The organism is Salinigranum salinum (genome assembly GCF_009176545.1).
Lineage (GTDB): Archaea > Halobacteriota > Halobacteria > Halobacteriales > Haloferacaceae > Salinigranum > Salinigranum salinum.
Genome location: NZ_VTOJ01000002.1, coordinates 1,911,492 through 1,925,906 on the forward strand (window position 1 = coordinate 1,911,492; position 14,415 = coordinate 1,925,906).

Sequence of the window (14,415 nt, forward strand, 5' to 3'; positions counted from 1 at the left end):
TCTGCCTCCCGCGCGACCGTTCCACGGATGTGCGCCTGCCTGCTGGACGACGGGGCCTTCGTGAACGCGGTTCCGACGCCGCGCGATCGGTGCTCGCGCCCGAACGCGGCTCCACTCTGTCGGCTGTCGGTCCTGCCGGCACACCGACGGTCCCATCACCGTTTCCGTCCCAGTTCACCCGTCGAGACATCGTTTTCGACCGTCACCGATCTGTTTCAGGCGAACTTTTATGATAGAGGCTGTTTGATTCACCTATATCTATGGCCAAAAGTTCCAGCGAGGCCCGATCACAGACGGCACAGACGACGGACGAACGTTCCGGGGACCCCGTCATCGACATCCAGGACATGACGAAGACGTTCGACGGGGGCGAGATCATCGCCTGCGAGGACATCAATCTCGAAATCTACCAAGAAGATTTCGTCGTGTTGCTCGGTCCCTCGGGCTGTGGGAAAACGACGACTCTCCGGTGTATCTCCGGTCTCGAGATCCCTACCGAGGGGACGATCCTCATCAGCGGTGTCGACATGACGGGCGTAAAGCCGAAGAACCGGAACCTCGCGTTCGTCTTCCAGTCCGTCGCGCTATTCCCCCACATGAACGTCCGGCGGAACATCCGCTTCGGTCTGGACATGACGTCGGACCTGACGAAAGACGAGAAGAACGAGCGAGTCGAGGAGGTCGCCAAAATCCTCGGGATCGAGGGGATGCTCGACCGGGACACGAGCGAGCTCTCGGGCGGGCAGCAACAGCGCGTGAGCCTCGGACGAGCGATGGTGATGGAACCCGAGGCGTTCCTGCTCGACGAACCGTTCTCCGCGCTCGACGCGAACCTCCGGAAGACGATGCAAACCGAGGTGAAGGAGCTCCAGCGACGCCTCGAAACGCCGATGGTGTTCGTCACGCACGATCAGGAGGAGGCGATGTCCATCGGCGACAAGATCGTGGTCATGAACGAGGGGCACATCCAGCAGGTCGGCAGTCCATATCAGATTTTCAACGAGCCGTTGACGAGGTTCGTCGCACGGTTCATCGGGTCTCCGACCGTGAACATGTTCGACGGAGTCGTAACGAACTCGTCGGGGGAGACCCAGTTCGAGTGCGACCGGTTTACCGTCCCCGTCGACGGCGAGGGAAGCGCCGAGTTAGCGGCGGACCAAGACGTGACGCTGGGTGTCCGTCCACAGTACATTTTCCAGGCCGACGAAGGGGAAGGGGTGATGACGGGCGAGGTGGCGCTCGTCGAACCGCAGGACGACCGCGATACGGTCGTCGTGGACGTGGACGGGACCAATGTGCGAACGGTCGTTCCCCAGGGGACGATGTCGGCGGGGGAGAGGGTCGAACTGGACTTTGGGAGGAACGAGTTCTGGCTGTTCGACCGAGACGGGGATCGAATTTACTGATACGGTCGGCTGCACGTTTCTGAGTATTTACTCCCTGTACCGAGTGCGTCCGAGAAGAGGTAGCCTGCAGTACGGGCGATCCGGAACGGGAACCGGGTCGCCGGATTGGCTGTCCTGCAGTATCGGTCACTTCAACTACATAATTATAGAAAATTATTTATATCCTCCTCTGTTTGAGCTTCTGTGGTGGATGTCAATGGCTGACAAGACTCACAGACTGAGCAGGCGACGTACATTCCTGAAGAGCACAGCGGTCGCCGGTGTCGCCGCGCTGGCCGGATGTAGCGGTGGCGGCGACGGTGGCGGTGGCGGTGGAGACGGTGGCGGTGGAGACGGTGGTGGTGGAGACGGTGGCGGTGGAGACGGTGGCGGTGGAGACGGTGGCGACGGTGGTGCCTCAACCGGCGAGCCGGACAACGGCCTCAGGTGGGAGGGCGTCGAGATAGAGTACTGGAACCGCTTGGGCACCAATACGAAACTGGCGGAGCCAGCTATCAGGCAGGCGGTCCAGAACTTCGAGGCAGACACTGGCGCGACTGTGAACGTCACCTGGGCACGGACGGAAGCGCTCAACCAGTGGCTCACCCTCTTCCAGGAGGGGCGACGACCGCACGTCATGGACCAACCGACGGGCGGTTCCGGGCCGTTTATTCAACTGGATTCCATCAAACCCTACGAGGACTACCAGCAGTGGTTCAGCGACGAGACCGTCGATAACATCAGCTGGATGATGGACAGAGTGGGTCCGATGGTGTACGGCGGGTTCGACGGGAGCGCGTACGATATGAAGTTCAGCAACGAGGGGGTCCGGACCTTCCTCATACGCGCCGACCACGCCGAAGAAGCGGGCATCAGTGTCGAAGACGAATTTCCGCCGGAGAACCACGAACAAACGGTTCAGATCGGTCAGACTCTTCAGGAGGACGGACCGGCTGACTACGGCTGGCAGATTTACGGATCGACGGGAGACGTAACTGACACCTATACCGAGGACACGCCTGCCTGTTACGGGGGCACTGATGGCGTCTGTCTAAATTCAGATTGGACTGACACCAACATAGACAACGAACACTTCCTGCGGGCGTACGAAGAGTTCGTCGGACTCTTGACCGAACACGAACTATCGCACCCGGAATCAGTCAGTATGTCCGACGAGGACGCGACTGGACTGCTCATCGAGGGCAGCGCGAGTATGACGTCTGTCCCGCCTGCTTCGTACGCCGACATCCTCGGTCAGGCACCGGAGATGATCGAGAACGGGCAGTTCTACTTCTCGACGAACTGGAAGGGCCCGAGCGGTGCCAGAGGTATCGTCGGTGGCGACGGTATCATGTTCCCCAAGCCGCCCGAAGGCGCAGACGAGGACGAGTGGAACACGAAACAGGAGGCCGCCGCCGACCTGATGGATAACTACCTATTCTTCTCGGACTTCTTCCAGAGGCAGATGTTCACCACTATCGGTGGTGGCCCTATACGGGAAGACGTGACCGCAGAGGAAGTCATGAATGCTGTGAGTGACCCGACTGGCTACGAGCAGTCGAATGTCATCAACGCCACCCTGAGTGGTTCGTTCGACAACGACAACATCATCATCGAACCCCAGGCACCGATGTACAGCGGTGTCCAGCAAGGTGTCTTGCCACCGCAGATACAGCAAGCGATGCAGGGCAGTAAGTCGGTCGAGCAAGCGTTGAACGACGCTGCTGAGGAAGCACGGAACCGGTTCTTCTAACGGAGACAACATTCCACTTTTGATAGTATGCAATTCCAAATACCAGTAAAATACTCACGGTTACAAGAGACGTGGAGCAACGCCGAAGTCGCCATCAAACGAAACTGGATGACGTATATCTTATTACTTCCAGTTCTTCTCGTTATGGGAGTGCTCGTCTGGGGGAACCTCATCAACGGCCTCTGGATGACGTTTCACGAGTGGGATATCATCGGTCAAGCCAACTGGGTCGGCCTCGAGAACTACCAGTTCGTCGTCCCCTGGGAAGTGTTCCATCAGTCAATAATCGCGACGCTCATCTTTTCGTTAGTCACGTTCATTCAGGTCGGTATCGCCTTGGTCGCGACGCTCGTGATCAACAACATCCGGTTCAAGGATCTGGTCGGCGCCATCTTCGTTATTCCGTATACGATTCCCGGGCTCGTCTCGGGCACGCTGTGGGTGTACCTGGCCAATCCAGACTTCGGTCCGTTCTTCAGTTTCCTGACGTCACACGGTATCCTCGCGGAACCGATCTACTGGCAAGGTAACGGGCAAGCAGCGATGGGGATGATCATGTTCGCGGCCGGGTGGACGTACTGGCCGCTGGCGTTCATCATCCTCTATGCGGCGATCCAGGGTATCCCGGACGAGCACTACGAAACCGCCAAGGTGTACGGTGCAACCAGGGCACAGATGGCGCGACACGTCACGATCCCGCAGATGAAGGGTGCCTTGCTGGTCGCACTCAGCATACGGACGATCAACAACCTCACGAAGGTCAGCCAGCCGCTCCAGATGACCCAAGGTGGTCCAGGGTACTCCACGTCGATTCTCGGAATCACCGTCTTCAACTTCACCAACGCGCGTCAGTTCGGCTTGGCGATGACCGTCGGGGTCTTCATGATCATCCTGACGATGATCTTCGTGATCCCGTACATCATCAAGTTCGAAGAACAGGCCGGATCAGGGAGGGTGGCATGAACTTCAACTTCGACGACTACAACATCGTCTCCCCTCAGACGAATCGATGGGATATCGCGTACAAGGTCACGAACTACTTGATCATCGGCCTGATCCTGGCAATGATATTGATTCCGATCGCGTATACAATATCTGCCTCGTTCAAGCCGCAAAACGAGATATTCCGAAACAGCGTCGCGTTGATCCCGAACAATCCGACACTCGAAAACTGGACCTTCGGGATCGGCGAGATGTCCGACGGACTGTTCGTCAGTGCTGTCGCGTCGCTCGGTGCCGCCCTCTTCGCCCTGGTCGTCACCATCCCCGGGGCCTACGTGTTCGGCCGGAAGGAGTTCCCGGGCAAGCGGATCCTCTTCTACGGCGTCGTCCTCACGATGCTCTTCCCGGTGATCGTGCTCGTCGTCCCAGTCACGCGATTGTGGCTGGATACAGGTCTCTACAACACGATGCCTGGACTGGTGATCGCGTGGCAAATACTCATCACGCCGCTGTTGATCTGGATCCTCCGCGATTACTTCAGCAGTCTCCCGGAGAACCTCGAGGAGGCTGCACAGGTCTACGGTGCGACGGAGTTCGGTGCGTTCGTCCGGGTCATCCTCCCGATCGCGACGCCCGCCCTCGTCGCTGTCGGCTTCCTGGCGTTCCAGAACGCCTGGAGCGAGTTCCTGTTCGCCACACTCATCACGGACAGTAGTGGACCGCAACCGGCGATCATCCACCTCTGGGCGACGCTGAACGCCTCCAGCGGTGAGCGAATTCTCTGGGGTCCCATGATGAGTCAGTCACTCGTCATCGCCCTGCCGCCGGCCTTACTCTACTTCGCGACGCAACGCTCCCTCGCGAAGGCGCTCGGAGAGACCTGACCACTCACTTCTTCAACGCATATCTTGGATAGCGAGGAATCGCTGTCCGTCTCTCTCGTTCCTTGCGTTGTCACGCTCCGGTAATGTCACACAGGTCCATCGAATCGACAGGGTGAATCGACCTTATCAGAGCGTGTAGCCGCTCCCGGGCACGGGAAATCAGTACCAATTTATATTACAAACTACGTATCGATGCAATATGGAGACAGAATGGAAAGAGATATCCCATCCAATTGATAGAAATGTCCCGAAAATGCCGTTTCTGCCCGAGCCGGAATTTCGGGTGATCGAAGACGCGAGTCTGAGAGCGACCGAGATACGGATCGTCACGCACGTGGGGACCCATCTGGAGGCCCCGATTCACCTCTTCGACGATGGTGCCTCGATCGACGAGTACCCGCTCGATCGGTGGATCACGGACGGTGTGGTCGCGACAGTCGACGCGGAGCCGCTACAGGAGCTCACTCTCGAGGATCTGAACATGCCTCAAGAGCCGGAGAAGGGGGAGGCACTGTTAGTTCGAACCGGATGGGAAGATCGCATCAGCGACGACAGTTACTTCGAACAGCCCTACCTCAGCGAGGACGTGGCTAACTGGATCGCAGATCGGGAGCTAAGCTGGATCGGCGTGGACTCACCGTCACCTGAAATGCCGAATTCGATCCGTGAACGTGATCCCTTCCCCTTCCCAGTTCACTCGACCTTACTGGAGAACGACGTCCTGATCGCCGAACATCTTACTAACCTCTCGTCGATCGCCGGGAAAGCGGTCGAAGTGATCGCGCTACCGCTTCCGTACGTCGACTCTGACGCAGCCCACGCGAGAATTGCGGCCCGACCCAAATAACGACGAGAGTCGTGTACAAAAGCGTGCAATCGGTGGCGTATCCCCCGATTTCATGGGTCAGAGCCCTGAAGACGCCGACTCGTACGACGAGCTGCCCGACCACGACCGCGAGACACCTCCGTCACGCGGTCTGCGGTCTCGCGCAGAAGCCAACGGAGAAACCCGCGACGTCCCCTGTAAGGACCGCTACGTATGAACTTTCGCACCCACGCGGTGTAACTCCTCCCCGTTTGGTCCCAGCTATCGCTCGATACGCGACCTACGGCCCCTCTTCGTAGTACTGTCGGATGTCCCGGAGCGGCTCCTGGCGAGACGGGTTGTCGGCCAGTGCGTTTTCGTCGAGTTCGATGCCGAGCCCGGGGTCGTCGGGTATATCGACGTAACCGTCCTCGACCTCGAAGGGGTCGTGGGCCAGCTCCTCGCCGAACGACTCGAGATTCACGAAATATTCGGTGATCAGGAAGTTCGGCATGACGGCGGACGCGTGGACGGTGGCGGCCAGGCCTACCGTCGTAGAGTTGTAGTTGTGGGGCGACACGGCCACGTAGTACGGTTCGGCCATCGCAGCGATCTCTTTGAGTTCCAGAATGCCGCCGGTGTTACACACGTCCGGGTTGATGACGTCGGCAGCGCCCTTCTCGAACGCCTCGCGGAACTCGAACTTGGTGTAGAGTTCCTCCCCGGTGACCACGGGGATGTCGACGTCTCGTCGGACCTCGGCGAGGGCGTCGAGGTTCTCGGCGAGAACCGGTTCTTCGAACCAGAAGGGGTCGAACCGTTCGATCCGGCGGGCGATCCGCGTGGCGTGTACAGGTGCGAGGCGTCGATGTATCTCGACGTGTATTGCCACGTCCGGACCGACCGCCTCGCGCACGGCGCGAACGTTCTCGACGGCGCGGTCCTCGACCTCGGGATCCACGTGGGTACGCCACGGCCCCGGCACCGGATCGAACTTCAGAGCGTCGAACCCCTTGTCAACGACCTCGGTGGCGGCAGCGGCCAACGCCTCGGGGGTGTCCATGCCGAACGACCAGCCGTTCGCGTACACCTTGATTCGATCGCGGCACGCACCGCCCAGCAGGCTGTGGACCGGTGCTCCGAGCGTCTTGCCCCTGATGTCCCAGAGGGCCTGTTCGATCCCACTGACCGCACAGTAGAGATCCATCGCGCCACGCCGAGCCGCGAAGTCGTCGAACGCCCACTGGAGAAAGTGCTTGATGTGCTGTGGATCCCGTCCGACCAGGTACCGCGAGAGCTGATCGACGTGAGCAGTCATCTGTTCGTCTCGGTCGGTCTGCGTGTAACACTCCCCCCAACCGTGGATCCCCCCGTCCGTGTCTACCCGAACGAAACAGAGGTTTTTACCCTCCGGTGGACCGACTAGGAACGTCTCGACGTCAGTTATTTCCATGATAGAAGTCCACACACTGACTACTTTACCGTTCTGTTATGATCCACGGGGAAACGACGGACAACACTGCTTCCCGGTCGTGCTTCGCTCGCCCGCTGTCGATTCGGGTTTTCACCTCGCACCCACAATATCGGTCACGGAGAGTGGCTACGTGCGTCAGGCAGTATCGACTCCCTCGTTCGGCGGCCCGCATCGGGTCGCGTATCGAGGATCAGACGCACTCCGGATCTCGGTGCAGCGGACCGACTGTCGCTGACGGCGGCGCTTGTCACAGACGCTGGCAGCGCGTCCAATTGCAACGGACGTACACTCCAACGGAGAGCCGGTTGCACCGGATTCGTACGAGCAAGTAGGAGACATTTCAGGACCGTATACCGTCTACTGACGTTCACTGGTGCTATCGTAGCGTTTGAACGAACCACTCGCTCGATTGTCCCGCGCCTCAGTGTTCCACTGGAACGGTCAGGGCGCCGCGACCGGCGGCGAGGCGTTTCAAACGCTACTTTGGCCGTGTTGTCCATACCGTACTACCGGAATCTGTATCTGGTTGCGGGCTGCAATTGCGAGTATGTTGGGGTTCCGACTCGCGTTCTATGGTGATGACTTCACCGGGTCAGCTGATGCACTGCAGGCCTTGTGCCAGGGAGGTGTCCGAACCGTCCTGTTTACAACTCCTCCCACTGAAGCCGAGCTCGAACAGTTCGACAACTTAGAAGCCATTGGAATCGCGGGGCAGAGTCGCTCAATGACCCCGGACGAGATGGACGAAAAGCTCCGCCCGATACTCCAATTCCTCAACGAGTTAGACACGCCACTTATTCATTACAAAGTGTGCTCGACGTTTGATTCTGCACCAGACGTTGGAAATATCGGGCACGTGATTAATATGGGGGCAGAGATAACCGGTTCCTCTTACGTTCCGTTGGCCGTCGGGGTGCCAGAACTGGGCCGGTTTGTCGTGTTCGCAAACCACTTCGCCCACTTTGACGACGAGGTGTATCGGTTAGACCGCCACCCAGTGATGCGTGATCATCCGATCACCCCGATGGACGAAAGTGATCTCCGGAAGCATTTGGCAGAGCAAACGACGAAGACAGTCGCGAACGTAGACGTTCGGACGCTGGCCGAACCGATCGATACGATCCGCTCGGACATCGGCGCACTGACCGACGATGCCGAGATCGTCCTCTTCGACACCCTGACCCGAGACCACCTGGAAAAAGTCGGGGAAATTCTGTGGACAGAAGCGCAAGAATCCGCGACTCCCCTGTTTACCGTTGGATCGTCCGGAGTCGAATACGCGCTCTCGCACCACTGGAAGAAGACAGGCGAATCGTCACGGTCACCGACATTTCCCGCCGCGGATACTGTAGAGCAGCTCGTGGTGGTCTCGGGGAGTGCATCACCGGTTACCGATGATCAGATCGGTTGGGCAGTAGAGAATGACTTTACGCCCATCCGATTGAACACGTCAAAGCTCGTTGATCCGAACGCGGCCCGTAGTGAAGTCCAGAGAGCGGTAGCTGACGCCGTTGCCACTGTGAATAAAGGCAACTCTGTAGTGCTCTTTACGGCCCGAGGACCGGGCGATCGAGCGATCTCCCGCACGAGAGAGAAAGCACGCGAGTTAGAGCTCCAAGAGAACACAGGGCGTGTCATCGGTGAGAGACAGGGCGAGATTCTACGAGAGATTTTGCTCGAAACGGACCTCGAGCGAGCGTGTGTTTCCGGCGGGGATACCTGTAGCTACGTCACCCCCGAGCTGGCGATATACGCGCTGGAAATGGTGGTTCCGACGGCACCGGGGAGTCCCCTCTGTCTGGCACACTCTCGAAACTCGAACTTCGACGGGCTCGAAATTGCGCTCAAGGGCGGTCAGCTCGGGCAGACGGATTACTACGGGAGGATACGGGAAGGGAGATAGTCGTCGCGGGGATGGACCTCGGCCTCGTCGAGTGTGAAGACTCGTTCTCCGATACGCCCACCGACTTCAGTAGTCGTCGATCGGATTCGAAGAACGTCTCCCGGGTCAAAGGGGATACGAACTTCGAGATCGTCGGAGAGCTCCGGACGTGACGGGGCGACAGTATTTTACTGGAAGGTAAGTCGCTGCAGGTCGTCGAGGGCCTCGTAGAACGACAGGAGAGCCAGGTCCACATCGCCCTCTCGTTCGGTCGCAAACGAGGGTCCCGTGGCCGTGAGACCCGGATGTTCCGACCGGTAGACCTCCGCAACAGCGAGATCGAGACGATCGACCAGTGCACCATCGAGACACCAGTCCCATGGCAGACAGATCACTGCTGACGAACCGTCTGATCGCGAAGGAGTGGTGGAAGCTGGAGGCAACGCAGCGAGCTGGAGAGGTCGCCGCGGACGCTGACGAATCGGCGTCGCGACTCCCCACCGTCGCTGTTCACTGGCCGTTGAACCGTACGCTCATCTCAGCCAATCGTACCTGATGCCAGAGTGGGGCAACGATTGTTCGGATTTGGCCGAACTGTTGCTCTGGGAGTCACAGGATCCGAACTTACACAGAGAACGGTTACGCATCGAGGGTGAATCAGGTGAGTATCCGCGTGTCCGCCACCAAGCCAGAACGAGTGGCGGATCGATTCCACCAACTCATCCGAGTTATTTTCCCTTCTGACGGTACGTCCCGAACATCTCCAGAAGATACTCGAGGTCGTCGTCGTCCATGATTACCGGGTCGCCTATAGCAGAGGCCTGATAGTGGATTCGTGCACAGTATTCGACCATCACTGCCGTCTCGAGGGCAGCTGCACCGTCTTCGCCGACTGCGATAACGCCGTGGTTTTGCAGGAGACACGCATCGTGGTCGGCTCCCAGTGCGTCGACTGCGAGTTCCCCGAGTGCTTCAGTACCTGGTGGTTCGTACCCCGCAACAGGTATCTCTTTGCCCGCGTACGCGATAAGATAGTGTGAAGCCGGAATCGCCTCGCCCAGACTGGCGAACGTGCTCGCGTACGGTGAATGTGTGTGAACAACCCCGCCGACGTCATCCCGGTGTTCGTAGATGAGCCTGTGCATCGGCATCTCGTTAGAGGGCTCGTACTCCCCGGAGACGAGGGTTCCTTCGAGATCGACGACAGGAACCATCTCACTCGTAATCTCCTCGTAAGAAATTCCCGACGGACTTATCGCGAATCGGTCACCGTTCCTGACACTGACGTTACCGCCCGATCCGCGTGTCAGGTCCTGTTCGAGCAGCTCCGGACCGAGTTGCGATACGGCTCTCCGCTCCGATCCGAGTGGACGTTCTCCGCTCATGGCCACGGGAACAATAGTGAGCGATTCTATAAACGTTGGTGATTCTCGGAACGAGAGTGGTACGGCACTGTCTGGGTGAGCGGCACCTATCGGAAAATCACTGTAACCTCCCGGTCGGATTCAATTCAGAGGAGGAGAAGACGTGCGATTTATATTCGGGTGTAGATACGGTGAAGTAAAGAATAACGGCGAAGGAACTGAACGATGTCACACTGCCACACTCAGTTTATTACGCCATCGTTCAACGTACTGGACGGGAGCTCCCCGTCGTGGACCATTCTAACGTGTTCGGCAGCGCGTCTGCTTTTCTCTTTGTTGGCCTCGATTGTCGTGCCTGCAATATGAGGGGAGAGGACAACGTTATCGAGATCGTATATCGTGGACGCCTCGGCCGGTGGTTCGTCGTGGAGCACGTCGAGGCCCGCTCCGGCTATCTTACTCGACTGTAAGGCGTTTAGCAGTGCCTTCTCGTTCACGATTTCGGCACGTGCCGTGTTAAGAAGAATTCCCGACCTCGAAAACGTCTCGAATTCGGCTTCGCCGATTATATTTCGTGTCTCATCAGTGAGTGGAGCATGAATGCTGACGACGTCTGATCGGCTAAATAAGTCACCGAGTGTCGATGTTTTTCTGACGTGTGAGGGTAGCTCCGATCGAGTCACGTAGGGGTCATAGACTACAGCGTCCATCCCAATACTCTTCGCGATTCGTGCGACTATCTCCCCGATATTTCCAAATCCGAAGATCCCGAGCACATCCCCACTGAGCTCGTGACCGACGTATTTCTCGCGCTGCCACATCCCGTCACGCACATCCCGGTCCGCGACAAGCAACTTCTTCCGAACGGCCAGTAGAAGTCCGATAGTATGCTCAGCGACCGCCTGGGCGTTTGCCCCCGGCGTATTACACACAACAACACCCATTTCAGTCGCCGTCTCTACATCGATCGAATCGACACCGACTCCACGCTTCGAGATTACTTTTAGTTTGGTCGCGTTCTGCAGAAGCTCCGAGTCGATGTCGTACGACCTGACGATGATGGCGTCGAATCGACTGATGTCTGACAATAACTCGTCCCTGCTTCGATAGTGGGATGTTTCGGTGAAACGCGCGATGTCATCTATCATCTCGAACTCGTCTTCGGCGATATCGCCGGCGATCAGTACGTCCCAGGCCATTAACCGATTCGTCTCTCTTTTGGATCATAACCATTTCGTCTCTGTCGGGGGTACTGTCCAGAGTAGCTGATTCAGCCGGGCGATTTGTCGGAGGATCGATCGCGACGTACAGCCAGTGGGGCTGGTCGTCGACCTGAATGACGGTCTCGTCGAGCGCAACGGGATTCGGGTCCGTCCGTGTTCGGTCAAGCTGGGAAGCCGGGAGACAGGACGATGAAAGGTCGGTACGGCAAACTGGGCACGTGTCGAACCGTCTGAACGACCCGACGGAGACGATGCGATTGAATAGTAGTTCCGGCAAGATCGTGAACGAAGGCGAGACGGGGAACGATCACGCGTTCTGCTCAACCGCCTCGACTACTGTTGGAAACAACTGCTTGCCCATGGTCGAACGATGGAAGGGGCCTGGTCCCTCGACGATCGAAAGACTCAACGACGGACACATCCAGATAGCTATGCCGCCCGCTCCGAGCGCCGCGAACGAGTCGGTCGGGAGCGATGGCCAGAGAGTACCCGCGGCGTTCGTCCAGAACCCGAGGCCGTATCCGTCGAGCATACCACTCTCTGGGTCGGCGTCCCGTTCGGCGGGGGCGGGAGACACCGACTCTCGCATCCAAGCTTCGGGCACGAGCTGTTCGCCCTTCCACCGTCCGTAGTTACACCACAGCCAACCGAGTCGCGCCATGTCCCGTGCCGTCGCGGCAACACCTGGAAAGTACCCGAAGTTGGCGAGTTTCGCATCCTCGTGGAGATCGAAGTTCTTTCGATAGTAGGTCCACGACGCGTGGATCGGGATCCGGAGCCGGGAATCTATGAGGAGTTTGAACCCTGGCGATCCTTCCGGATCCGAAACGTCGTACATACCGTACTTCGATGCGATGGCATGAGTAAGGACGTTCATCCCATAGGTCTGATAGTGCTTTACTTCACCGGGGGCTTCGTCGGGTTTGAGGTATCCCGACGTGTTCGCGACGAGCTGACGAAGCGTGATGTCTCGATCCTTGTGCCGGCCGTGACGACCCGTTTTCGGCCCTTCCCCTGGGAGGACGTCGACCGCTTCGGGGAAGTACTCGACCACTTTGTCGTCCGGCGAGGAGATCATTCCCTCCTCGGAGGCGATTCCGAGAATCGACGAGAAGACCGATTTGGTAGCCGACCGGAGGCGAACCCTACGACCGGGTTCGATTCCCTGATTCCACTCCGCGACGAGTTTTCCTCCTCGGACAATAACTACTCGGTAGGGGTTGTCGTGACGGTACGTGTCAAGTGCACGCGGATCGTTGCTACCAGGCGTCGTTTCGAGATCTTCGCGAGCGACGCTCAGTAGCTCGGCATCGAATCCAGCCTCTTCGGGTTCGACCCGATCCCATGTCGTATCGGGGAAGCTTGACGTCATAGTCAGTGCTCGTCATCCCGGAGGAAAACACTCCCGGTGTCTCGGGACTCGACTCCGAGGCGGTTCAGCAGTCGCTTGCCCGTTCCCATACGTATTTATTCCTATGATGTTCGACAAGAATCACCATGCCCGACCAGAGAGAGGCGTCGTCCGGAGAGTCAGCTGCGCCGAGGATGCGGGTCGGCTGGAGCAAGTACCGCGACCTCGACGACACGGAACTCCGCCAGATCAGACAGCTCGGCGTCGAGGACATCTTGCTAGTCCCCTACCAGTACGAGGACTTCGAGTCGGCGATCCCGACCGGTGACGAGTGGTCCTCCGAAGAACTCGTCGAGATCCGCGACCGGATTGCGGCACAAGACCTGCGGCTCGTCGGGTTCGAACAGATGCCGATCACGCTCTACGACGTCCTGCTCGACGACGAGAGGCGCGACGAGTCGATCGAGAAGATCAAGGCCACGATCCGGAACATGGGCGCGGCCGGAATCCCCGTCCTCGGATACAGCGGCCACCCCCCGAACGGGGTCGGCCGCACGACCAGATCCAAGGAGATCCGTGGCGGTGCGAAGACGACAGCGTTCGTCGAGGCGGAGATGGAGGACCCCGGGCAGCTGGCAGACAGGCAGTTCACCGAGGAGGAGCTCTGGGAGATCTACGAGGCGTTTCTCGCGGAGGTACTGCCGGTCGCGGAGGAGGCTGGCGTCCAGCTCGCCGTCCATCCGAGTGATCCACCGATCGAGGAGATCGGCGGCGTGCCCCTCCTGTTCCGTAACTTCGGGAACTTCAGACGAGCGATGGAACTGGTCCCGAGTGAGAACCATGGACTGAAACTCTGTCTCGGATGCTGGTCCGAGATGGGGGAAGACGTCCTCGAGGTCATCCGATACTTCGGGAGCCGAGACGAGATCACGTACGTTCACTTCCGTGACGTCGTCGGGACCGTCCCGGAGTTCTACGAGACGTTCCTCGACGACGAGGAGAGCAACTACAACGAGTACGACGTCGTTCAGGCACTCTACGACGTCGGATACAGCGGGTTGCTGCTACCCGATCACGTGCCGATGCTCGAGGGTGAAGAGACGTGGGAGTTCGGCGGCACCGTCGGACGGAGCTTCACGGTCGGGTACATCCGTGGACTGATTAAATCCGTATATGAGACCTCGTAGGTCACTGCGAACGCCGCGGACGGGAGGTGCCGTCGAACGGTTCGATCGAAGCGACCCGAGAGAGATCGAACCGTTCGACGTATCGGGCGACCACCTGCTCCGTGACGGAGTGCAGGTGTCGACAGCTTCCAACTCGGATCTCGTCTCTCAGTGCCACGGACACAC

The 14,415-nt window shown here is 58.7% G+C and carries 11 protein-coding genes and 2 pseudogenes; 8 read left to right on the plus strand and 5 right to left on the minus strand.

The window, feature by feature from the left end; genetic code table 11:
• Positions 1-260 precede the first annotated feature (260 nt).
• The 5 genes from FZP69_RS20625 (at position 261) to FZP69_RS20645 (ending at position 5,811) form a co-directional block, all read left to right on the plus strand.
• Complete coding sequence (locus FZP69_RS20625; protein WP_204960076.1) at positions 261-1,406, plus strand: ABC transporter ATP-binding protein; 1,146 nt, start codon at positions 261-263, stop codon at positions 1,404-1,406.
• Between the two features lie 196 nt (positions 1,407-1,602).
• Positions 1,603-3,138: an ABC transporter substrate-binding protein gene (locus tag FZP69_RS20630; RefSeq protein WP_152043232.1), complete on the plus strand. Its 1,536-nt coding sequence runs from the start codon at positions 1,603-1,605 to the stop codon at positions 3,136-3,138.
• 144 nt (positions 3,139-3,282) lie between these two features.
• Positions 3,283-4,101 (plus strand): carbohydrate ABC transporter permease, encoded by an 819-nt coding sequence (locus FZP69_RS20635; protein ID WP_204960078.1) that lies wholly within the window; start codon positions 3,283-3,285, stop codon positions 4,099-4,101.
• The gene (locus FZP69_RS20640; protein ID WP_152043234.1) at positions 4,098-4,964 is read left to right on the plus strand and encodes a carbohydrate ABC transporter permease; all 867 of its coding nucleotides are present in this window, start codon (positions 4,098-4,100) and stop codon (positions 4,962-4,964) included. The genes FZP69_RS20635 and FZP69_RS20640 overlap by 4 nt, the downstream gene beginning before the upstream one ends.
• Positions 4,965-5,163: 199 nt before the next feature.
• Complete coding sequence (locus FZP69_RS20645; RefSeq protein ID WP_152043235.1) at positions 5,164-5,811, plus strand: cyclase family protein; 648 nt, start codon at positions 5,164-5,166, stop codon at positions 5,809-5,811.
• A gap of 259 nt (positions 5,812-6,070) precedes the next feature.
• On the opposite strand, the gene dgoD is transcribed toward FZP69_RS20645, so the two are convergent.
• Positions 6,071-7,222, minus strand: a complete 1,152-nt coding sequence (dgoD, locus tag FZP69_RS20650) for a galactonate dehydratase (RefSeq protein WP_152043236.1) — start codon at positions 7,220-7,222, stop codon at positions 6,071-6,073.
• A gap of 568 nt (positions 7,223-7,790) precedes the next feature.
• Here dgoD and FZP69_RS20655 point away from each other — a divergent pair.
• Both FZP69_RS20655 and FZP69_RS23530 read left to right on the plus strand, forming a co-directional pair.
• Complete coding sequence (locus FZP69_RS20655; RefSeq protein WP_152043237.1) at positions 7,791-9,146, plus strand: four-carbon acid sugar kinase family protein; 1,356 nt, start codon at positions 7,791-7,793, stop codon at positions 9,144-9,146.
• Between the two features lie 95 nt (positions 9,147-9,241).
• Positions 9,242-9,662 (plus strand): annotated as a pseudogene (locus tag FZP69_RS23530) (IS4 family transposase); the annotation flags it as partial.
• 191 nt (positions 9,663-9,853) lie between these two features.
• Here FZP69_RS23530 and FZP69_RS20660 read toward each other — a convergent pair.
• From FZP69_RS20660 to FZP69_RS20675, 4 genes and pseudogenes are all read right to left on the minus strand, one after another.
• On the minus strand, positions 9,854-10,510 hold the full coding sequence (locus FZP69_RS20660) for a class II aldolase/adducin family protein (protein ID WP_152043238.1): 657 nt from the start codon (positions 10,508-10,510) through the stop codon (positions 9,854-9,856).
• Between the two features lie 221 nt (positions 10,511-10,731).
• Positions 10,732-11,688 carry a hydroxyacid dehydrogenase gene (locus FZP69_RS20665; RefSeq protein ID WP_152043239.1) on the minus strand — a complete coding sequence of 319 codons (957 nt, stop codon included), beginning with the start codon at positions 11,686-11,688 and terminating at the stop codon, positions 10,732-10,734.
• A gap of 79 nt (positions 11,689-11,767) precedes the next feature.
• Positions 11,768-11,857: pseudogene (locus FZP69_RS20670) on the minus strand (IS6 family transposase); the annotation flags it as partial.
• A gap of 162 nt (positions 11,858-12,019) precedes the next feature.
• Positions 12,020-13,084, minus strand: coding sequence for a serine hydrolase domain-containing protein (locus FZP69_RS20675; protein WP_152043240.1), 1,065 nt, complete (start codon positions 13,082-13,084; stop codon positions 12,020-12,022).
• Positions 13,085-13,209: 125 nt separating this feature from the next.
• On the opposite strand from FZP69_RS20675, the gene FZP69_RS20680 reads away from it, so the two are divergent.
• Positions 13,210-14,250 carry a mannonate dehydratase gene (locus tag FZP69_RS20680; protein ID WP_204960079.1) on the plus strand — a complete coding sequence of 347 codons (1,041 nt, stop codon included), beginning with the start codon at positions 13,210-13,212 and terminating at the stop codon, positions 14,248-14,250.
• The last annotated feature ends 165 nt before the right edge of the window (positions 14,251-14,415 follow it).